The organism is Paraburkholderia fynbosensis, from assembly GCF_902859935.1.
Taxonomy (GTDB): Bacteria; Pseudomonadota; Gammaproteobacteria; order Burkholderiales; family Burkholderiaceae; genus Paraburkholderia; species Paraburkholderia fynbosensis.
Genome location: NZ_CADIKI010000005.1, coordinates 256,130 through 276,822, shown reverse-complemented (window position 1 = coordinate 276,822; position 20,693 = coordinate 256,130). Strand labels below are relative to the sequence as shown.

Genomic DNA, 20,693 nt, shown 5'->3' with positions numbered 1-20,693 from the left:
AATGAACGGACCGAGAAGACAACACTCCCTTCCCCGGTACAGGGTCGAACTTCGGCTCCGAGTGGATGGATTGGGGGGCGGCCATCGTTGACCAACCCGGCCACCGGCGCAAAGTAAGCGCCAGCTAAAAGCGTCTTTCATAGCAACTGTGGAAATGAACACTTCAAATCAGATGGAATGCGACCTGCTCGTGATCGGCTCCGGCGCCTCGGGTCTGGCCGCCGCGGTAACGGCCGCATGGCATGGCCTCAAGGTGATTGTCGTCGAAAAAGATGCCGTATTCGGTGGCGCAACGGCATGGTCGGGTGGCTGGATGTGGGTGCCGGGCAATCCGCTGGCCAAACGCGCGGGCATCTTCGAAGATCCGCAGCAACCGCGCACTTACCTCAGGAACGAACTCGGCCCCCGTTACGACGCGGAGCGTGTCGACGCATTTCTCGACAACTGTGCGCACATGGTTTCGTTCTTCGAAGCGCATACGTCGCTGCAATTCGCGGACGGCAACGGCATCCCCGATGTCCATGGCAACGTCGAAGGCGCGGCCACGCAAGGTCATCAGGTCATCGCCGCGCCCTACGACGGACGCAAGGTCGGCCCGTTGATCAAACGTCTGCGCAAAACCATGCGCGAGACCTCGTTCATGGGCATGCCGATCATGGCCGGCGCTGATCTGACGGCTTTCCTGAGCATGACGCGCTCGCTCAAATCATTCATCCACGTGGCGAGGCGTTTGGCGCGGCATCTGCTGGATCTCGCGCTCTATGGCCGAGCGATGCAACTGGTCAACGGCGTGGCACTCGTCGCGCGTCTCGTCAAATCGGCGCACGACCTGGGTGTCGTCTTGATGGAGTCATCGCCCGCACGACGCCTGGTGTTCGAAGGGAGCGCGGTTCGTGGAGCAGTCGTCGCGACGCTCGAAGGAGAAGTGACGATTCGTGCGACGAGGGGCGTCGTGCTGGCCGCCGGCGGTTTCCCCAACGACGTGGCGCGACGCAAGGCGCTCTTTGCGCGTACGCCGACGGGCCGCGAACACCTCGCGCTGCCCCCCGAAAGTTGCTCGGGCGACGGCGTGAGTCTCGGAGAATCGGCCGGCGGTTATCTCTTCACCGATGTGGCGTCGGCGGCCGCGTGGGCGCCGGTGTCGAAAGTCATGCACGCAGACGGCAGTATCGGCCACTTCCCGCACATCATCGACCGCGCGAAGCCAGGTGTGATCGGCGTGCTCGCGAACGGCAAACGCTTCGTGAACGAAGCGGATGGCTACTACGATTACACGTCGGCGATGGTCGCGGCAGCACCCGACGGACAAGAAGTCGCTTCGTGGCTTATCTGCGATCACCGGTTTTTGCGCCGCTATGGTCTGGGCTATGCGCGGCCTTTTCCTGTGCCGGTCGGTTCGCTGATCCGCAACGGCTATTTGCAACGAGGTTCGACGATCGAAGAACTGGCCAAGCGTTGCGGTATCGCCCCTGATGCATTGACGGCGACAGTAACGCGCTACAACGAGCATGCTCGCCGCGGCGAGGACCCGGAGTTCGGACGCGGCTCGACGCCGTATAACCGCAAGGGCGGCGACCCCTTGCATGCGGGTCCGAATCCTTGCGTCGCATCGCTTGAACAGGGACCGTTCTATGCGGTCAAGGTGTTGCCGGGCAGCTTCGGCACGTTCGCCGGCCTTAAAACCAACGGGTCCGCGCAGGTGTTGACTAAAGACAGCAAACCGATTGCCGGTCTGTACGCGGTGGGAACGGATATGGCGAGTGTGATGGGCGGATGCTATCCGTCGGGCGGCATCAACCTCGGCCCTGCGATGACGTTCGGCTACATAGCGGGCCGTCACGCGGCGCATGCAATGGACTACGAACCACATGACGACGCGCTCGCCAGCGCGGCAACGGCAAACCCAGCGAAGGCCTCGAAACGGGTCGCGGTCCCCACGAATTGACGGCGGGGTTTTTTCTCGAGAGCGCGGCGCACACTCAGATTCGCGTGTGCGCCGCGCTCTGTGCTTATGGCTGCGCCGCTTCCAGCAGAAACTCCACCATCCGGTCGCAGACACGGCCGAACATCTGCGTGCCGGTCACCGTTGGGCAGCCACGGGCACGGGCCGCTTCGATAAACGGCGTGAGCGGCGGTTTCGTGACGACGTCGCCAACGAAGGTCTCGGGCTGCAAGCGTGATACGTCGATAGGCAACGGGTCGTCCGCGCGCATGCCGAGCGGCGACGCGTTGACCACGATATCGAACGCATGCGCTTGGACATCGGATGCGGCGCCGCTCACCTTGCCACGTCGCAGTGCATTGAGCCGCCCGGTCAGCGACGTCGTGCGGTCCGCATCGTAATCGCGGATGTCGAGCGAAGCGACGCCCGCGCTCACGAGGGCATGGCCGATCGCTGAGCCTGCGCCGCCAGCACCGATGAGCAGCGCGCGCTTGCCCGTCGGATCACACCCGGCATCCTTCAGCGCCGCGACGAATCCCGTGCCGTCGAACATGCCGCCGTGCCAGTGGCCGTCGGGCGTACGGCGCAGCGTATTGACTGCGCCGAGGAAGCCTGCTTCGTCGGAAAGCGTCGTGCAATATCCGGCCGCGCTGAACTTGTGCGGCACGGTAATGATCACGCCGTCGACGTTGTGCATCGGCTTCACGCCCGCGAAGAATGCGGGCAGATCGGCAGGCGCCACGTGAGCGGGCACTACCAGCGCGTCGCGGCCGGCCGCCCGCAATGCGGCGGTGACGCCGGCAGGCGAACGGACCTGCGCGATCGGGTCGCCGACGATGAAATAGATACGCGTCGCGCCGCTCAGGCCTTCATCGAGCGACGGAGAAAACGAAGATGCGTTCTGCTGACTCATGCTGTTTCCAACCTCCTTTGAATGTCTCCAGGTCCCGTTGTACAGCGGAAACGGTGCGCGGTCATCCAGACCGGGTCGCTCGTCCCTGCTGCACATTTTTAGGTGAACTTTAATCTGATATGGAATAGCATTCAACAAATAGATGAGGTTTCAGACGCCGTGACAGATGTGCCGGCTAACTACAGAAGCACTCAAATCCAAGGAGAGACAGATGAGCAGGAGACGTTTGGCGTTGATCGGCGCGGGAGCCATCGGGCGCATGCATGTCGAGCGCGCGCGTTCGCATGCGCAGTGCGCGATCGTCGCGATCGCCGATCCTTCGCCACAGGCCGAGAGCTTCGCGCGCGACCAGGGTCTGCGCTGGTTCGCCGACTACCGCTCGATGCTCGACGACGTGCGGCCCGAGGGCGCGATCGTCGCGACGCCCAATGCAACGCATGCCGATGTTGGGCTCGACTGTATCGCGCGCGGCGTGCCCGTGCTGATGGAAAAGCCCGTGGCGGACACCGTCGAACAGGCCCGGCAATTGAACGACGCGGCGCTCGGGGCGCGCGTGCCGCTGCTCGTCGGCCATCATCGCCGCCACAATCCGATTCTGCGGCGCGCGCGCGACATCGTGCAGTCGGGACGACTGGGCAAACCGGTCACCGCCACGGCTCTCGCCACCTTCTACAAACCGGACGCCTATTTCGACATCGAATGGCGCCGTCGCCAGGGCGGTGGCCCGGTCCTGATCAATCTGATTCATGACATCGACATGATGCGCTTCCTGCTCGGCGATATCGTCGACGTGCAGGCGCTGACGTCCAACGCGGTACGGGGCTTCGAAGTCGAGGATACCGCCGCCGTCATCCTGCGCTTTGCGAATGGCGCGCTTGGCACGCTGGCCGTGTCCGATTGCGCGGCCTCGCCCTGGAACTGGGACCTCGCCGCGGGCGAGGCGGCGCACTATCCCCGTCAGCAGGTGAACACGCATTTCGTGTCGGGCACGGATGCCTCGCTGACCCTGCCGCAACTCGACGTCTGGGAATACCGCGGCGGCAAAGGCTGGCACGAACCGCTGACGCACGAGCGCACGACGCCGCACAGCGGCGATCCGTACGCAGAACAGTTGCGCCATTTCGCCGCCGTGATCGCCGGTGCCGAAACCCCGGTCTGTTCGGGCGAGGACGCGGCGCGCACGCTGGCCGCGACCTTCGCCGTGCATCGCGCGGCGGCGGCGGGCGCGCGCGTCGCGCCGGCCCTTTGATTGAGGCGCGGCATGGTTCGGCATCCGAGCGCTAAGGGTTAAGCCTTGTTTGAATAAAATAACGATATGGAATAGTATTCAACAAATGAGTTACCCGAGGAGGAAGCGGATTGGCCATGAAGCGCGAACCGATGCTCGAATGTGATGTGCTGGTACTGGGCTCCGGCGCAGGCGGCCTTTCTGCGGCGGTCACCGCCGCCGTGCGAGGACTGCGGGTCATCGTCGCGGAAAAGGAGGCGGTCTTCGGCGGCACGACGGCGTGGTCTGGCGGCTGGATGTGGATACCCGGCAATCCGCTCGCCGTGCGTGCCGGGATCACGGAGGATGTCGAAGCGCCGCGCACCTATCTGCGCAACGAACTCGGCTCGCATTTCGATTCGGCCAAGACGGGCGCGTTGCTGGACCACGGCCCGCGTATGGTCGAGTTCTTCGAGCGGCATACGTCGATGCGTTTCGTCGACGGCAACCAGATTCCGGACTTTCACACCTCGGGCGGCGCCGGAACGGGAGGCCGCTCGGTCTGCGCGATGCCGTTCGACGGCCGTGAACTGGGACCGCTGATCGACAAGCTGCGGCAACCGCTCGCCGTGACGACGCTCGGGGGGATGGGAATTGCATCGGGCGCCGACCTCAGCCATTTCTTTAACGCGACGCGCTCGCTGCGCTCCGCGTTGTATGTCACGCGAAGGTTGGCGACGTTCGCACTGCACAAGCTGCGCTACGGCCGCTCGATGCACCTGGTCAACGGTCACGCGATGGTTGCGCGTCTGCTGAAATCGGCCGCGGATCATGGGGTCGATCTGCGCTCGAACGCGAAAGCCGTCGGCCTGATTCGCGAGGCTGGCCGCGTGGTGGGCGCATACATCGAGACTGATGGAATCGTGCAGGAAGTGCGGGCTGCTCGGGGAGTGGTGCTAGCGTGCGGAGGCTATCCGCATGACGTTGCGCGCCGCGCGCGCACCTTCGCTTACACGCCGTCAGGGCGCGAGCATTGGTCGGCCGCGCCATTGTCCAATAGCGGCGACGGCATTCGCATCGGCGAGGCGGCCGGCGGCCATTTCGATGCCACGCTTCGCGCGCCCGCCGCATGGGCGCCGGTGTCGCTCGTGCCGCAACGAGAGGGCGAGCCGCCGGTGGCATTCCCGCATCTCATCGAGCGCGCGAAGCCTGGCGTGATTGCAGTGACGCGCACGGGCAGGCGCTTCGGTAATGAAGCGTCGTCCTATTACGACCTGATGAACGCGCTCTTCGAGGCGACGCCGCAAGACGACGAAGTGTGCGCGTGGCTGATTTGCGACCACCGGTTCCAGCGCCGTTACGGTCTCGGCGTATCGAGGCCGTTTCCGTTTCCGACCGGCCCCTATCGGCGCTCGGGCTATCTGAAACGCGCGGACAGCCTCGCCACGTTGGCCGCGCAATGCGGTATCGATCCGCACGGACTCGCGAACACCGTGGCCGCCTACAACACGTACGCGAAAAACGGCCTCGATCCGCATTTCCACCGAGGCTCGACACCCTACAACCGTATGCAGGGCGACGCGCTTCACAAGCCCAACCCATGCGTAGCGCCGCTCGAAAACGGCCCGTTTTACGCAGTCAAACTGCTTCCCGGCAGCCTCGGCACCTTCGCCGGTCTGGCGACCGATGCCGCCGCCCGCGTCCTCGATGACGAGCACCAGCCGATCGCCGGTCTGTTCGCGACGGGCAACGATAGCGCCAGCATGATGGGCGGCTGCTATCCGGCTGGCGGCATCACGCTCGGCCCGGCAATGACTTTCGGCTACATCGCGGGACTCGCTCTCGCCGGTTCGGCTCAGACGCAGCCCGCCGCGCCTCTCTCCAATCACATGCAAGGACACATCCAATGACCCTCTATGACGTAGTGACGCTTACCGTGAAAATCGGCTCGAATGCTCAGGTCTTCGAAAGCATCAAGGCAAGCGGCGATCAGTCCGGTTCGAAACTGCTCGGCTGCTGGTATTCGGATATCGGTGTACTCGGGCAAGTGCTGGTGTTGCGCGGTTTCGAATCGGAGGCCGCGCTCGTCAGCGAGCGCAAGCGCATGCTGCTCGAAGGCAACCCGTTTGGCTGCGGCGAGTGCGTCACCGATGTGAAGATCGACAGCTATTCGCTGTTCCCGTTCCTGCCGCCGATCGAGCCTGCCGTGCACGGCGGCATCTACGAAATGCGTGTCTATGGGACAAAGCTCGCGAGCCTGCAGCACACCATCGATGCGTGGGAAAAAGCGCTGCCGGAACGCACGCAGCGCTCGCCGCTGATCGGTGCGATGTATTCGCTCGAAGGCGCCGTGCCGCGCTTTCTGAACATCTGGCCGTACGCGAGCGTCGACGAACGTTCGCGGATTCGCGCCGAAGCGGTGAAGGACGGCATCTGGCCGCCCAAGGGCGGCCCCGCGCATTTGACCACGATGGAATCGACCATCTGCGTGCCCGCGCCGTTTTCGCCGCTGCGCTGAAGGTGGCGCTGAACGTGTATCACGCTCGAACGGACAACCGGATTCAAGGAAACCACATGACACAGCACAACACGCGCGCGCTTTCTCTCTCGGCACTGACCGCGCTCGAACTGACGCCGCCGCAGATGGTGGAGTGCGCCGCGCAGGCGCGCTACGACTACGTCGGCCTGCGCCTGTTGCCTGCAACCGATCACGAGGTGCGCCACGAGATCATCGGCGATACGCCGCTGAAACGCGAGACGCTCGCGCGCTTGCGCGACACCGGCATCAAGGTGCTCGACATCGAGATTCTGCGCCTGAAGCCGGACACGCATGTCACCGACTACAAGGCGATGCTCGAGACCGGCGCGGAGCTGGGCGCACGCTACGTGCTGGTGGCCGGCAACGATCCCGACGAAGCGCGCACCGCGGATCGTCTCGCGCAGCTCTGCGATCTCGCGAAGCCGCTGGGACTGTCGCCGTCGCTCGAACCGATGCCGTGGACCGACGTGAAGGACATCACGCAGGGCGCGCGCATCGTCAAGGCCGCGAGCCGCAGCAATACCGGCCTCATCATCGACCCGATTCACTTCGACCGCGCCGGTTCGTCGACAGAAGAACTCGCGGCACTGCCGCGCGAGTACTTCGGCTACGTGCAGTTCTGCGATGCGCCTGCCGAGCGCCCCACCGATCTGGAGACGCTGCTCTTCCAGGCGCGCTGCGAGCGGATGATCCCAGGCGAAGGCGGCATCGATCTCGCTGGCATTCTGCGTGCGCTGCCCGCCCATCTGCCGCTCAGCATCGAGGTGCCGACCGAGCAGTGGGCGAAGACCGCGCCGGCGCTTGAACGTGCCCGCAAGCTGCGCGAGGCGACGCTTGCCGTGCTGGCGCAAACATACGCGGCCGGCTAAAGCGCGTGACTGTCGCACAGTCCGTTGCACAGTCCACTGACGAGCCCGCGCAAGTCGGAGCTCGGACTTGGCGTTCCTAATCGATAACAACAAATAACGATCCGGAGACAACCCATGAAGGCATCATTGAAGCGCGTCGGGTCAGACGCGCGGGCAGCGCGCGTCATCGACGTGCAAAAGCTTCTCGACGAACAGCCAGTAGGACGCTTTCAGATTCTCGTGCTGTTGATGTGCATGTTCATCGTCACGCTCGATGGGCTCGACACCGTGATGGTCGGCTTCATCGCGCCGGCGCTGTCCACCGCCTGGGCGATTCCGCGCGATGCGCTCGGCCCGGTGATGAGCGGCGGCCTGCTCGGCCTCGCGTTCGGCGCGCTGGGCGCGGGGCCGCTCGCGGACCGCTTCGGCCGCAAGACGGTGATGACCGGCGCGGTGCTGTTCTTCGGCGTCTGGAGTCTGGGCTCGGCGTTCGCGAGCAACGTCGGCGAACTGGCGGTGCTGCGTTTTCTGACTGGCCTGGGACTGGGTGCGTCGATGCCCAACGCTGCCACGCTGATGGCCGAATACGCGCCGCAACGCTGCCGCGCGCTGATGGTGACGACCGTGTTCTGCGGCTTCACGCTCGGCGCGGCCGGCGGCGGCTTCATCAGCGCGTGGTTGATCGCGGCGCACGGCTGGCACTCGGTGCTGATCCTCGGCGGCGTGCTGCCGATTCTCTACGTGCCGCTGATGATCAAATGGCTGCCCGAGTCCGCGCGTTTTCTCGCCTTGAAGGAAACCCGCCGCACGCGCCTCGTCACGGTGATGAACCGCATCACAGCCGGCCTCGCCGATCGCGCAACGCGTTTCGTCGCGCACGACACGCCGCAGCGCGAACGCAGCCCGGTCCGTCTGATCCTCTCGCGCGACTACCTGTTCGGCACGGTAATGCTGTGGGTCTGCTACTTCGCGGGTCTCTTGACGGTGTACCTGCTCGGTAGCTGGCTGCCGACCCTGATTCGCGGCGCCGGCTTCACCCTCGAACAGGCGGCGATCGTCGGGGCGCTGTTTCAGGCGGGCGGCACCATCGGCTCGCTCGCGATCGGCTGGCTGATGGACCGCGTCAACCCGCATCGCGCGTTGGGGGCGACGGTGTTCGTCGGCGGGGTCTTTGCGTGGTACATGGGTTTGCCGGGGCATGGCATCGTCGGCATCAGCGTGCTGGCGTTCGGCATGGGTTACTGCATGAACGGCTCGAACACCGGCTTTTGCGCGCTCGCCGCCGGATCGTATCCGACCCGTATGCGCGCGACCGGCACGAGCTGGATGCTCGGCATCGGCCGCTTCGGCGGCATCGCGGGGGCCATGCTCGGCGCCAGCATGCTGCACGCGAACTGGGGCTTCGGCGAGGTGTTCACGGCACTGGCGATTCCAGCCGCGGTGGGCGCCGCTGCGGTGCTTCTGAAAGGCGCGCGGCATCGCGGGCCGGTGCTGCGGGTCGAGGTTGCCGGCCACTAGGCCGGCGCTCGGTATCACACCGGAATGCGGGGTGCTTGAATTCCGATGTGGAATTGTGTTCTCATTCGGTATCTAAGTCGAACTGAGAGTTCATATATGGCGGGGAATCTTGAGCGGGCACTGGCGATCATCGAATTGCTGGCGAAGCAGGGCGGCAGCATGCAACTGGCCGCGATCGCCGACACGCTGAACATCCCGCGCAGCGGAACCCACCGCTTGCTCGCCGAGCTGAGCGAAGAAGGGTATGTGCGGCAGGACGAGCACGGCGAGTACGTCCTTGCGCTCAAGCTCGTGTCGCTGGCGTTGATCTGGCTGTCCACGGGCGGCGTGCTCGATATTTCGCAACCCGTGCTCGACAGGCTCGCCTCGGCCTCGGGCGAACTGGCGCGGCTCGGCGTGGTCGAGGACGATCACATCACGTTCGTCGGCAAGGCGCAGGGCGCCAAATCCGGCCTGCGCTACGACCCGGACATGGGCAGCCAGCCGCCGCTGCATTGCACGGCGAGCGGGCAGGCGTGGCTGTCGACGATGAGCGATGAAGAGGCGCTCGAACTGGTGTCGCGCCAGGGTGGAATTGGCAAGGCGGGCCAGACCGGGCCGAGGGCGCCGAAGTCGATCCAGCAGTTTCTCCAGGACCTGGCCGGCGCGCGAAAACGCGGTTACGGCGTCGCGAGCGACACCTACGAGGTGGGGATGACGTCGATGGCCGCGGTTGTCCGCCATCCCGTCACCGGGCTCGCCGTCGGCGTGGTGAGTCTCGCCGGACCGACGAGCCGCCTGCCGGAGGCGCGCTTGAAGGCGCTTGCGCCAGCGTTGCTCGAAGCCGTGTCGGACATGAGCGCGGCGACGCTCAGCTCGCCGTATTTCAAACGCAGTCTGAAAGTCGCGCCGGTGGTGACCAAGGTGCAGCCGGTCCCGGCGCGGCGCAAGGGTCGGCCCAAGGCGGCCTGATTGTGGGTATGCCGGACTGCTCGTCCGGCTCGCCGAGGCATGGCGAATCAATCAGTGCCCGCGCACGTACCTGTCCGCGCGGATGCGCTGAGAGGACCTTACTCCGGCGGCGTTCGCCGCTCATCATCCTGCTGCATAAGACGACTGCCGGATAAGCGCGAAAACCAATAAGAAGGCGGGCGCCGTCGAGGCGCCCGCAGTCAACTTTCTCCCGGTACTCGCGAAGGGCTTTCAGGCAGTCGCACGCCGATGCGGCACGTCCGAATCGAACCGCGTTGGCGCAGCCGGATCCCGCGCTGCGCGAGCCGCATTTTTGGCGACCCGCCAGCCAAACACGATAGCAGGGCCCAGCGTGGTCCCCGGACCGGGGTAGGTGCCGCGGAAGATCGACGCAAGGTCGTTGCCGCATGCGTACAGGCCGGGTATCACCTGACCGTCGTTATCGAGCACCTGGCCATCGGCATTGCCCGCGAGCCCGGCGCTACAGGCGAGATCCGCAGGCCACACCGTCACCGCATAGTACGGGCCGGCGCCGATCGGACGGATGCAGGGATTGGGCTTCTGCGCGGCATCCCCGTTGAAGCGGTTCACGGGACTGGAGCCGCGCTGAAACGCGGGGTCCTCGCCTTGCGCCGCGTCGCGATTGTAGGTGGCGACCGTGCGTTCGAGGCCCGCTGCATCGACGCCCAGCTTTGCGGCCAGTTCGGCGAGTGTCTTGCCCTTGATCAGATAGCCCGCTTTTTCGAAACTGGCGATGCGCGCGCGGCTCCGTTCGCGCATCAGCAGTCCGAGACCATAGTCGCGAATGAATGCCGCATCCACGATCAAATGCGCAGGTACGCTTTCGCCATTCGCGTCGCGCAACATCCCCATCACGAAGTCGTGATACGAGTCCGACTCGTTGACGAACCGTTCGCCGCGCCGGTTCACCGCGATCAACCCGGGTTTCGCCCGATCGAGAATGATGTGCGGCCAAACGGCGTCTGGTCCGTTGCCTGAGCGCAGGATCGAGCAGGGCATCCAGAGACCGGGGCTGTCGTGGCCGTCGTTCAACTGCGCGTTGATCTTCAGCGCACTGCCGACGCCGTCGCCGGTATGCGTGTCCGGTGACAGCGACAACGGTTGGGCCCCGGCGGGAAACAACTGCTTGCGCAACACCGGATGACGGGCAATGCCGCCAGTCGCCAGCACTACGCCGCGACGCGCGCGAATCCGCTTGCGTCCCACACCTTTCTGTTCGACCACGGCGCCAGTGACTTCGCCTTGCTCGATTACGAGTTCAACCAGCGGCGTATCGAAGCGGACTTCCACCTTCTGTTTGCGCAAGCTGTAAAAGAGCCGCGCCGCCAGCGCATTGCCCATGACGAGCTGTGTGCCGCGTGGATAGCGCAGCCGGTCGAGCATATAGCGGCCTACCACGGCCAGCGTGCGCGAGAAGTTTTTTTTCGACGCGAAAGGCGCGAGCAGCGCATCCAGATCGGTGCGTGCGACCATCATGCCGCCAAGCCCCATGAACTCCTTGCGCGGCGGTCTCACGCGCACGAACTTGTCGCCGAGCAGGCGGCCGTCGAATGCGACGGGCGCCAATGCACGCCCGCCAAACGCGGCGCCCGGCCCCGCCACGTAGTCCGGGTGAGCCGTGGCCGCGACGAACTTCACGTCGCTGATGCGCTGCAGTTCGTCGATTGCCGCCGGGCCGCTTTCCAGAAACGCCGCGCGTGCTTCGTCGCCGCCGCGCTCGCCGACCACCGAGGCGAGGAAGCGCCGCGCGTCGTCGACGCTGTCGGGCACACCGGCGCTCGCGCTCAGGCTCGTGCCGGGCACCCACGTGGTGCCTCCGGAGGTGGACGTGATGCCGCCGACCGCGTCCGTCTTTTCGCACACGAGAACCCTGATGCCTTCGTGATGAGCCACCAGCGCGGCGGTCATGCCGCCGGCTCCGGCACCGAACACCAGCAGATCAGTTTCCTCGTCCCACTGTGTTTGTCTCGCTTCGTTCATCGCCTGGATGTCTCCTTGTGCCGCGGCACGGAAATATGTAGAACAAATTTTATTATTGGAATAGTATTCCACAAAAACTTAAAAATCAAAGTTTTCACGCACATTGGAGGAGCAAACGATGCGGGTTCTGGTGACGGGCGGAAGCGGCTTTCTTGCCGCATGGATCATGCGGCGTCTATTGGCGCGCAATGTCAGCTTGCGTGCGTTCGACAGGCGTTGCGACCCGCGCCTGTTGGGCGAACTCACGCCGCAGAGGGCGGCTGAAGTCGAATGGGCGACGGGCGACATTGCCGTGGCGAGCGACGTGAGGCGTGCGCTGCAAGATTGCGACGGCGTGATTCATCTCGCAGGCGTGTTGACGCCGAGTTGCGCGAGCGATCCGGTGCGCGGTGCGCAAATCAATCTGATCGGCACGCTGAACGTATTCGATGCCGCGCGTGAGGCCGGTCTGCGCAGCGTGCTGTATGCGAGCAGCGCGGGGGTCTTCGGTCCGGACGACGGCGCGCGGCCGCATCCGCAAACGCACTACGGCGCATTCAAGCTCGCCTGCGAGGGATCGGCGCGAGCGTATTGGAATGACTGCGGTATTGCGAGCATCGGCTTTCGCCCGCTCGTGGTGTATGGCGCGGGGCGCGAGACCGGCTCCAGCGCGGGGCCGAGTCTCGCGTGCCGCGCGGCGGCGCGCGGCGACGCGTACACGATCCCGTTCACGGGCTCGACCGGCCTCGTATTCGCCGACGATGTCGCCGCCGCCTACGAGGCCGCGCTTTTTGCGCCGGCGCAGGGAGCGCATGTGTTCACGCTGGCAGGCGAGATCGTCTCGGTCGATAGCGTGATCGAGAGGCTGTGCGCGCTCGCACCTGGCGCGCGTCTCGGCGCCGCCGGCGCGTCATTGCCGATCGCCACCGACTTTGCGCACGACCCGGCGCTCGACAGGTTGCTGCCGGGTTTGCCGGCCACGTCGCTGGAAGACGGCTTGCGCCAGACCTTGGCGTTCTACCGCGAGCGCCGGTAGCGCCCGCGCCGCTCGTTCCCCGGAACCTCTGTATTCACGAAAACCCTGTAAGGGTTGAATATTGTTGAATCATATTCCATATAAAACTAGTATTCATAAAAATCGGCATCGGCGGCGACAGATCTCGCTGCCGTCATGGATGGGCAAACAGGAGGAGACAGATGAGCGAGAACCACGGTGGCGACAAGAAAGAGCGCGGCAACGCAAGCGAGACGCCGGGAGCAATGACGCGGCGCGACTGGCTGGCCGCGGCCGGCAAGACGCTCGCGAGCGGCGCGGCGATGATGGCCGCACCGGCTTTCGTGCGCGCGCAGGGCGACCAGCCGCTGAAGCTCGGCCTCGTGATCGCTAAGCAGGGCGTGTGGACCGAGCAGGGCGAGATGATCGCGAACGGCGTGAAGCTGGCGCTGGCCGATGCCGGTAATCAGGTGCGCGGCCGGCGTGTCGATCTGATCTGGTACGACGAGCCGAACCCGCAATCGGCGCAGCAGAACATGCAGAAGCTCGTCGACGAAGACAAAGTGGTCGCGGTGATCGGCGGCACCAATAGCGGCACGTCGCTCGCGATGGCCTCCGTCGCCAGTCGCGCGAAGGTGCCGTACATCTCGCCGAATGCGGCTGCCCGCGAACTCACCGGCAGCAGTTGCAACCCGTACACGTTCCGCACGCTTGCGCCGACGCCGGTGACGTGCCGCGCGCTCGCGCCGTCGCTTCTCGCGAAGGGCAAGCGCTGGCACTTCCTCGTCGCGAACTACGCGTATGGCCAGGACATTCAGCGTTCGATGTCGGAACTGCTCAAGCAGGCCGGCGGCACGATGACGGGCGCGGACGTCACGCCGTTGAACACCACCGATTTCAGCTCCTTCATCCTCAAGATCAGGCAAACCAAGCCGGACGTCGTGGTGCTCGGTCTGCCCGGCGGCGACCTGTCCACGTTCCTCAAGCAGTACGCCGAGATGGGCATGAGAGGGACGATTCCGGTGGCCTGCCCGATCATCGGCGACTCGGACCTGTGGGCGATCAGTCCCGATGCCGCGACCGGTTACTACGGTAAGCCGTGGCATTTCAGCTCGCCCGGTCACACGCCGGCGGAACTGGCCTTCATCAAGAGCTATACGGCGAAGTACGGCAAGCCGCCCGCCGACAAGGCATGGCTCGGCTGGTTCTCGACGCGGGGCCTGCTCGAAGGCATCAAGCAGGCGAAGAGCACGAGCGGCGCGGACATCGCGTCGAGCCTCGAAACCGTCAAGCTCGACGACGGCGCCGTGCCCGCTTACTACCGCGCATGGGACCACCAGATGGTGCGTCGCTGGAGCGTGTTCAAGGTGAAGGACCACGTCACCGACAAATGGGACTGGCTCGACCAGGTGTCGGTCGTGCCGCAGAACGCCGCCGATGTCGACAAGCTTTACGGCTCGCGACAGGAAGTCGGCTGCACGATGCCGCCGCGCCAGATCTGATCCTTCAAGCACGCTGCTACCGGGAGTACGGACATGGCAGAAATTGTCTTGTCCCAGATCGCCAATGGTCTGGTGCAGGGATTCCTTTACGTTTTGCTCGCAATCGGGCTGTCGATCATCTGCGGGCTGCTGGGTATCGTCAACTTCGCGCACGGGGCGCTGTTCGCGCTCGGCGCGTACTTTGCGATCGCGTTATCGACGCATTTCGGCTGGTGGGCGGTCGTGCTCGCCCCTGTGCTGGTTGCAGCGGTCGGCATGCTGATCGAGGTCGTGTTCATTCGCCGGCTCTATGGCAAGGAGCCACTGCTGGGGTTGATCGTCACGTTCGCGCTGTCGCTGCTGTTGACCGCGCTGATCCGGCTCGTGTGGGGCGCGGGCGGCTTGCCGTTCAGTCCGCCGGCGGCGCTGTCGGGTTTCATCGTATATGGGCCGTTGCTGCTCACGAAATACCGCCTGTTCGTGCTCGTCACGACGGTCTTGATCCTGCTCGCGCTCTGGTGGTTTCTCAAGTTCACGCCGTACGGACGCATCCTGCGCGCCGGCAGCCGCGACCCGGAAATGGTCGGCTTGCTCGGCATCAATCTGCCGCGCGTACTGACCGGCGCATTCGGACTCGGCGCGTTGCTGGCCGGTGTGGCGGGTCTGCTCGCCGCGCCGCTGCTGACTGTCACGCCGAGCATGGCGACGGCCGCCGTGATGCCGGCCTTCGTGATCGTCACGATCGGCGGGCTCGGCTCGTTCGCGGGCGCCGTGGTCGCGGGTCTGCTGGTGGGTGTCGTCACCGCGCTGGCGGTGCAGTTCTTCCCCGAGGCTTCGGCCGTCGCGATGTACGTGCTGATGGCCCTCGTGCTGCTCGTGCGTCCGCGTGGGCTGTTCGGTGAACGTTGGGAGCGCTTCGAATGAATCTGAAACTCGTCTCACGGCATCCGGTCGCGCTGCTCGCCGTCTGCCTCGTTGTCGTTTCGGCGTTGCTCGCGCTGACCGGCACGCCGCTCGAACGTGCGACGCAGGTGGCGATCTATGCGCTGTACGGCATGGGCGTGAATCTGCTCGTCGCCTATACCGGGCTCGTGCCGTTCGGCGCGTCGGTGTTCTTCGGGACGTCGACGTATCTGGTCGCCGTGTCGCTGCAGCGCTACGTGCATAACGAGGCGCTCGCTCTCGCGTTGAGCGTCGCGCTTTCGGCGGGGATGGCGCTGCTGATCGGCGCGGTGGTGCTGAAGCGGCGCGGACTTTACTTCTCGCTGCTGACGCTGGCGTGCTCGCAGATTGCCTTTGAGATCGCCTTCAAATGGACCGACGTGACCGGCGGCGAGAACGGCCTGCAGGATGTGCCGCGTCCGATGTTCGCGACCTTTGCGGCGTTCCACGTGTTTGCCTGCGTGACGGTGGTGGCGGCCGCGTGGATCTTGTGGCGCCTCGTGCACTCGCCGTTCGGCCGCGCGTTGCAGGCACTGCGCGACAACGAACAGCGCGCGTCGAGCCTCGGCTATGACACGTATCGCCTGAAGCTGTTTTCTTTCGTGGTGTCCGCGGCGATCATCGGTTATGCGGGCGGCTTGCTCTGTCTGATGCTGCAAGGCGCGTACGCGAACAACCTGAGCTGGGAACACGCGGGCGACAGTCTGCTGATGACCGTGCTCGGCGGCGTGCATCAGTTCCTCGGGCCCCTGTGGGGCGCGATTGCCTTCATTCTGCTCGAAGACAAACTGAGTGGTCTGACGGAGCATTGGTGGCTGCTGTTCGCGCCGATCATCATTGCCTTTGCATTCTTCTCGCCCGAAGGGATTCAGGGGCTGGTGCAGCGCGTACTGAAGAGACCGCGCTGGACGCTCGTGCGTGACACGATTCCGGCACGCCCTGCTGTCATCGAGCCATATAAAAGCGCACGTATCGATGCCGATCCAGACAAGCCGATCCTGTCGGTGCGTAGTTTGTCGAAGCAGTTCGGCTCGCTGGTCACCGCCGACAAGATCGATCTCGATGTGTTTCCGTATCGGTTGCACAGCTTTATCGGCCCGAACGGCGCGGGTAAGACGACTTTCTTCAACATGCTGACCGGTGTGCTGCAACCGACGGCAGGACGCATAGTGTTTGATGGTCAGGATGTGACGCGCATGGCGATGTTCAAGCGCGTACGTCTCGGCATGAGTCGCTCGTTCCAGATTCTGAGCGTGTTTTCTCATCTCACGGTATTCGAGAACGTACGCGTGGCCGTGCAGGCGGCTGAACGGAACCGTCTCGGCATGTGGCGCGATGCGCATGGCTGCGCGCAACAGAATGCCCGCACGTGGTCGCTGCTGGCGGCGGTCGGCCTTGCCGACAAGGCTGCTGCGGCGTGCGAGAACCTGTCGCACGGCGAGCAGCGTCTGCTTGAAATCGCCATTTCGCTGGCGACTCAGGCGAAGATCCTGTTGCTGGACGAACCGCTCGCGGGGCTGGCCGAAGCGGATCGCGAGATCGTTGCGAAGATCGTGCGCGAACTCGCGAATCATCATGCGGTAGTGCTGATCGAACATGATATCGATCGCGTGCTCGCCATTTCCGATCGCATCAGCGTTTTGCACCGCGGACATCTGATTGCCGATGGTGCGCCCGCGGACGTGGCGGCGCATCCGGAAGTCATCGAAGCGTACATGGGCCGCTCGAAGCTGACGCTGCCGATCGCCGAGCGCGTGAACACGCGCGTCGCACGCGCAGCGGCGACGAAGCCGCTGCTGAGCATCAGGAATCTGAAGGCCGGTTACGGCGGCAACACGATTCTCGACGGTCTCGACCTCACGCTCAATGAAGGCGAGGTGGTGGCGATTCTCGGCCGTAACGGCGTGGGCAAGACCACTACGCTGCGCGCGGCCACCGGGGTCGTGCAGATCAATGCCGGCACGATCACGTTCGACGGACGCGACATCACCCACGAGCCGAGCCATGTGATCAACCGGCTCGGTCTCGCGATGGTGCCGGAGGGCCGGCGGCTTTTCCCAAACCTGACGGTTTATGAAAACCTGCGCCTCGCGGCGCGCAAAGGCGGCGCGAGCGTCGAAGAAATCTATGCGCTCTTCCCGCGTCTGGCTAACCGCAAGGACACGCGCGCCGAGAATCTCTCGGGCGGCGAGCGGCAGATGGTGGCGATTGCCCGCGCATTGATGGCGCCGGCAAAGGCGATCCTGCTCGACGAACCGTTCGAAGGCCTCGCGCCGGCCGTCGTGCAGGAAGTGCTCGATGCGGTGGTGCGCTTGCGCGAGCGCGCGAGTGTGATCATCGTCGAGCATCAGGCGGATATGGTGCTGCCGATCGCGGACCGCGTGTATGTGCTCGTCAACGGACGCGTGGCGTATCAGAACACCGCCGAAGCGCTGGAGCGTGACGAGTTCACGCAGGCGCGGCTGCTCGGTGTCATGCATGACGACGCGGCATCTGCTCCGGAGGTCAGGACGGCGTGATCGAAAACGGACGCGCGGTGTCATTGCGCCCGCTGCCAGGCCTTCCCGCGTCATGGCACCGAGTCGCGTCGATGTCGCCGCGCTCCCACGCCGCTCGAGGTCGGTGAGTTTCGTGACCCCGGAGCCGTCTCGTGCCACCGGTGCTTCGGCGTCGTTGACGTTGTCGCGAATCCTGCATTGCAAATGACGTTGTCGGCGAACGTTGCGCTGTCTTATCAATCCGAGGCCAGGGCGTCGCACGCGGTCTCGACGCGTACGGCGCGCGGCAATCGAATTCCGTACAGACACATCACACTGCCAGACAGCAGCAGCAGCGCCGCGGCGGTCATCAAGGAAAGATGCATACCCTGCATGAACGCATCAGGGCGGGAATCGCGCACGAAAAACCCGAAGACCGCCACCCCGAGCATGCCGCCTACCTGCCTCGCGGCGTTCAACATGCCCGATGCGATGCCGGACCGGGACGCCTCCACGGAAGACAACGTGAGGTTTGTCATGGTCGGCACCATGAGTGCAATACCGCTTGCAGCAATGAGCATTGGCACGATCAGCAGCCGGTACGAGCCATTCAGACTGACTGGCAGGAGAAGCAGGTAACCCGACGCGGCGATCACCATGCCGGCGATCATCAGTTTCTTTGCGCCGACCCGGTTGAGCAGGCGCGCCGCCAGAATGTTCACCGCCATCAGCACAACGGTCATGGGTAAAAATGCGAGTCCCGTCTGCTGGGCGGACAAATGCTGCTCGATCTGAAAGAAGAGGCTGAAAACGAAGATCAAACCGTAGTACGCAAAGTTGACGATGACGCCGGCGGCCGACGCAGTGGCAAACGTGGCGGTTCGAAATAGCGCCAGTGGGAACATGGGTTCCGTCGTGCGCCACTCGACCCAGACAAAAGCCAGCATGAAGATCACGGCAAGCAGCAGCGCGCCATAGACCAGTGGATGATCGAATCCGAAGTGGGCCGCTTCCGTGATGCACACGGTCAAAGCGCTTAGTGCCATGATCGCAGCCAGTTGACCGGGAAGATCGATGCTTCGGCCAGGCGCCGGCTCAGCGGCGGCCGCATGGCGCAGGGTGAGGGCCGCACCGACGATGCCGATGGACAGATTGAGCAGAAATATGCTGCGCCAGCCGACATGAGTGACCAGCAGGCCGCCCATCACGGGGCCCGCGGCCAGCGCAATCCCGCCTGCGGCACCCCACCATCCCACCGCGCGGCTTCGTTGTTCCGCGTCGGGGAAGGCCTGCCGCAGCATGGCCAGCGAATTGGGGACGAGCAGCGCGGCGCCTATACCTTGCACGACACGCGCGATCACCAGAAGCGGCAAGGAGCCGGCCATTCCGCACATGATCGAGGCCGCCGTAAACACGGTGAACCCTGCGGTGAAGACCCGCTTCGCGCCGAAGCGGTCGCCAAGAACGCCCGTGGTCAGAAGCAGCGAAGCGAACGCCAACGTATATGCGTTGACGACCCATTGCAGGTCGGTCACGTCTGTCGCGAAGCGGCCTCGCAGGGCGTCGAGCGCAACGTTGACGACGCTGACATCCAGCAGGACGACGACAAAACCCAGCCCTGCGGCGGCGAGTGTGCCGCGTTGATTGCGGCTCATGGACATGCTCATCTGGAACGGCCCCGATCGATTGAACGAGTATCGATGTTAGGCAGATAAGCTTTGTGCGAATATTCCACATCACTGCACACCATCCTTGAGAAAATGCACAGATGTTCGATTGGGAAAATATTCGTCATTTCCTGGCGGTCGCCCGCATTGGCACGTTGTCAGGGGCCGCACGCAAACTGAAGGTGGATCACGCGACTGTGAGCCGTCGCTTGAGCGCACTGGAGGATGAGGTCAAGACTCGCCTGGTCGAACGGCTTCCCAGAGCCTGCAAGCTCACACCAGCCGGGCAGCGCGTTTTCGAGCTGGCGCAAGGCATGGAGGAAAACGCCTACGCGATCGAGCGGTTTCTCGATGCCAGCCTTTCCCCGCTGAGTGGAAAGGTCACGTTGAGCGCGCCGCCGGTACTCGTGGCCAGTTTTCTGGTGAAGCATCTGCGGGCCTTCCGGCTCGCCCATCCCAGCGTCCAGTTGTCCGTTTCGGGCGACGCACGGCAGGTTTCGCTCAGCCGGAGGGAGGCGGACATCGCCTTGCGGCTGGTTCGTCCCGATGAAGCGACCAGCGTGATACGCAAGCTAGGGCGTATGCCTTTCGATCTGTACGCGAGCCGGGACTATGCGCATCTGCATAATCCCTCTGCCTGGGAGTTCATCGTCTACGACGCCGGCTTCTCGGAAATGCCCCAGCAAAAGTGGTTGATGAGCGTTGCAAACGGCAGACCGATAGCTTGCGAGATCAGCGATATCACGGGCCATCTTGCGGCGACTCAAGCAGGCGCGGGTGTAGCTGGCTTACCTCGCTTCCTTGCGCAGACGAGTGCGAATCTGCAACGCCTGCCGCACGATGGTGAATCGTTTTCGCGAGACATCTGGATGGCCGTGCATCGGGATTTGCGTCGTTCGCCGCATGTCCGGGCAGTGATGGACTTTCTGCTGAAAATCGTCGCGGAAAATCCCGATTTCATGACGGGCGGATAGAAGGCGGATGTCTGACCGTCGCAACGAGTACGTCCAACATCAGCTTCGGCACAGTCCCGACAAGGCGACGCCTGCTGACGTCACAGGGCGAGTCTCGAGCCGGTCTCGCTGAAGAGACGCGCGGGCGCATGCGCGCTTGCGCTCACGTGTTAAAGCGCGCCGCGCGCACAAGGTACAACAGCCGGGTACTTGCGACTGACTCTTTCTTTCTGAATTGTAATGTTATAACATACGACGCCGTTGCCTGCGGGAGAAAGCAC

Annotated in this window: 15 protein-coding genes; 12 read left to right on the top strand and 3 right to left on the bottom strand. The window is 64.3% G+C overall.

Translation table 11 applies throughout. The annotated features are described in order from the left end of the window. Positions 1–154 precede the first annotated feature (154 nt). Entirely contained in the window at positions 155–1,945 is a 1,791-nt protein-coding gene (locus tag HV770_RS10840) for an FAD-dependent oxidoreductase (RefSeq protein ID WP_175159377.1), read from the top strand. A 64-nt stretch (positions 1,946–2,009) separates the two neighbouring features. Here HV770_RS10840 and HV770_RS10835 read toward each other — a convergent pair whose 3' ends face one another. Beyond that, the gene (locus tag HV770_RS10835) at positions 2,010–2,855 is read right to left on the bottom strand and encodes a shikimate dehydrogenase family protein (RefSeq protein WP_175159376.1); all 846 of its coding nucleotides are present in this window, start codon (positions 2,853–2,855) and stop codon (positions 2,010–2,012) included. Between the two features lie 211 nt (positions 2,856–3,066). Here HV770_RS10835 and HV770_RS10830 point away from each other — a divergent pair, with 211 nt between their 5' ends. The 6 genes from HV770_RS10830 to HV770_RS10805 all read left to right on the top strand — a co-directional run bounded on the left by HV770_RS10830 (position 3,067) and on the right by HV770_RS10805 (position 9,918). Next, complete coding sequence (locus HV770_RS10830; protein ID WP_175159375.1) at positions 3,067–4,104, top strand: Gfo/Idh/MocA family protein; 1,038 nt, start codon at positions 3,067–3,069, stop codon at positions 4,102–4,104. A gap of 116 nt (positions 4,105–4,220) precedes the next feature. Then, positions 4,221–5,972 carry an FAD-dependent oxidoreductase gene (locus tag HV770_RS10825; protein WP_175159374.1) on the top strand — a complete coding sequence of 584 codons (1,752 nt, stop codon included), beginning with the start codon at positions 4,221–4,223 and terminating at the stop codon, positions 5,970–5,972. After that, positions 5,969–6,580: an NIPSNAP family protein gene (locus HV770_RS10820; RefSeq protein ID WP_175159373.1), complete on the top strand. Its 612-nt coding sequence runs from the start codon at positions 5,969–5,971 to the stop codon at positions 6,578–6,580. Before HV770_RS10825 ends, HV770_RS10820 begins: the two co-directional genes overlap by 4 nt. Positions 6,581–6,636: 56 nt before the next feature. After that, positions 6,637–7,470, top strand: coding sequence for a sugar phosphate isomerase/epimerase family protein (locus HV770_RS10815; RefSeq protein WP_175159372.1), 834 nt, complete (start codon positions 6,637–6,639; stop codon positions 7,468–7,470). A 114-nt stretch (positions 7,471–7,584) separates the two neighbouring features. Continuing rightward, entirely contained in the window at positions 7,585–8,967 is a 1,383-nt protein-coding gene (locus HV770_RS10810) for an MFS transporter (RefSeq protein ID WP_175159371.1), read from the top strand. Between the two features lie 96 nt (positions 8,968–9,063). Then, positions 9,064–9,918, top strand: coding sequence for an IclR family transcriptional regulator (locus HV770_RS10805; protein WP_175159370.1), 855 nt, complete (start codon positions 9,064–9,066; stop codon positions 9,916–9,918). A 231-nt stretch (positions 9,919–10,149) separates the two neighbouring features. Here the strand turns inward: HV770_RS10805 and HV770_RS10800 are convergent, their stop codons facing one another. Continuing rightward, positions 10,150–11,919, bottom strand: a complete 1,770-nt coding sequence (locus HV770_RS10800; protein ID WP_175159369.1) for an FAD-dependent oxidoreductase — start codon at positions 11,917–11,919, stop codon at positions 10,150–10,152. Positions 11,920–12,037: 118 nt separating this feature from the next. Here HV770_RS10800 and HV770_RS10795 point away from each other — a divergent pair, with 118 nt between their 5' ends. From HV770_RS10795 to HV770_RS10780, 4 genes are all read left to right on the top strand, one after another. After that, positions 12,038–12,934 carry an NAD-dependent epimerase/dehydratase family protein gene (locus HV770_RS10795; RefSeq protein WP_175159368.1) on the top strand — a complete coding sequence of 299 codons (897 nt, stop codon included), beginning with the start codon at positions 12,038–12,040 and terminating at the stop codon, positions 12,932–12,934. Positions 12,935–13,095: 161 nt separating this feature from the next. Further along, complete coding sequence (locus HV770_RS10790; protein ID WP_175159367.1) at positions 13,096–14,394, top strand: ABC transporter substrate-binding protein; 1,299 nt, start codon at positions 13,096–13,098, stop codon at positions 14,392–14,394. A gap of 33 nt (positions 14,395–14,427) precedes the next feature. Then, entirely contained in the window at positions 14,428–15,297 is an 870-nt protein-coding gene (locus HV770_RS10785; protein WP_175159366.1) for a branched-chain amino acid ABC transporter permease, read from the top strand. Further along, on the top strand, positions 15,294–17,834 hold the full coding sequence (locus HV770_RS10780; RefSeq protein ID WP_175159365.1) for a branched-chain amino acid ABC transporter ATP-binding protein/permease: 2,541 nt from the start codon (positions 15,294–15,296) through the stop codon (positions 17,832–17,834). Before HV770_RS10785 ends, HV770_RS10780 begins: the two co-directional genes overlap by 4 nt. Positions 17,835–18,049: 215 nt before the next feature. On the opposite strand, the gene HV770_RS10775 is transcribed toward HV770_RS10780, so the two are convergent. Beyond that, complete coding sequence (locus HV770_RS10775) at positions 18,050–19,447, bottom strand: MFS transporter (protein ID WP_246290830.1); 1,398 nt, start codon at positions 19,445–19,447, stop codon at positions 18,050–18,052. 113 nt (positions 19,448–19,560) lie between these two features. Between HV770_RS10775 and HV770_RS10770 the strand changes: the two genes are divergently transcribed. Further along, a complete protein-coding gene (locus HV770_RS10770) occupies positions 19,561–20,433 on the top strand; it encodes a LysR family transcriptional regulator (RefSeq protein ID WP_175159363.1) in 873 nt (290 codons plus the stop codon). Positions 20,434–20,693: the final 260 nt, after the last annotated feature.

Excerpts from the sequence above, each read along its gene's own strand:
- HV770_RS10840 (WP_175159377.1), top strand. The coding sequence starts at position 155 with ATGAACACTTCAAATCAGATGGAATGCGACCTGCTCGTGATCGGCTCC.
- HV770_RS10835 (WP_175159376.1), bottom strand. The coding sequence starts at position 2,855 with ATGAGTCAGCAGAACGCATCTTCGTTTTCTCCGTCGCTCGATGAAGGC.
- HV770_RS10830 (WP_175159375.1), top strand. The coding sequence starts at position 3,067 with ATGAGCAGGAGACGTTTGGCGTTGATCGGCGCGGGAGCCATCGGGCGC.
- HV770_RS10825 (WP_175159374.1), top strand. The coding sequence starts at position 4,221 with ATGAAGCGCGAACCGATGCTCGAATGTGATGTGCTGGTACTGGGCTCC.
- HV770_RS10820 (WP_175159373.1), top strand. The coding sequence starts at position 5,969 with ATGACCCTCTATGACGTAGTGACGCTTACCGTGAAAATCGGCTCGAAT.
- HV770_RS10815 (WP_175159372.1), top strand. The coding sequence starts at position 6,637 with ATGACACAGCACAACACGCGCGCGCTTTCTCTCTCGGCACTGACCGCG.
- HV770_RS10810 (WP_175159371.1), top strand. The coding sequence starts at position 7,585 with ATGAAGGCATCATTGAAGCGCGTCGGGTCAGACGCGCGGGCAGCGCGC.
- HV770_RS10805 (WP_175159370.1), top strand. The coding sequence starts at position 9,064 with ATGGCGGGGAATCTTGAGCGGGCACTGGCGATCATCGAATTGCTGGCG.
- HV770_RS10800 (WP_175159369.1), bottom strand. The coding sequence starts at position 11,919 with ATGAACGAAGCGAGACAAACACAGTGGGACGAGGAAACTGATCTGCTG.
- HV770_RS10795 (WP_175159368.1), top strand. The coding sequence starts at position 12,038 with ATGCGGGTTCTGGTGACGGGCGGAAGCGGCTTTCTTGCCGCATGGATC.
- HV770_RS10790 (WP_175159367.1), top strand. The coding sequence starts at position 13,096 with ATGAGCGAGAACCACGGTGGCGACAAGAAAGAGCGCGGCAACGCAAGC.
- HV770_RS10785 (WP_175159366.1), top strand. The coding sequence starts at position 14,428 with ATGGCAGAAATTGTCTTGTCCCAGATCGCCAATGGTCTGGTGCAGGGA.
- HV770_RS10780 (WP_175159365.1), top strand. The coding sequence starts at position 15,294 with ATGAATCTGAAACTCGTCTCACGGCATCCGGTCGCGCTGCTCGCCGTC.
- HV770_RS10775 (WP_246290830.1), bottom strand. The coding sequence starts at position 19,447 with ATGAGCCGCAATCAACGCGGCACACTCGCCGCCGCAGGGCTGGGTTTT.
- HV770_RS10770 (WP_175159363.1), top strand. The coding sequence starts at position 19,561 with ATGTTCGATTGGGAAAATATTCGTCATTTCCTGGCGGTCGCCCGCATT.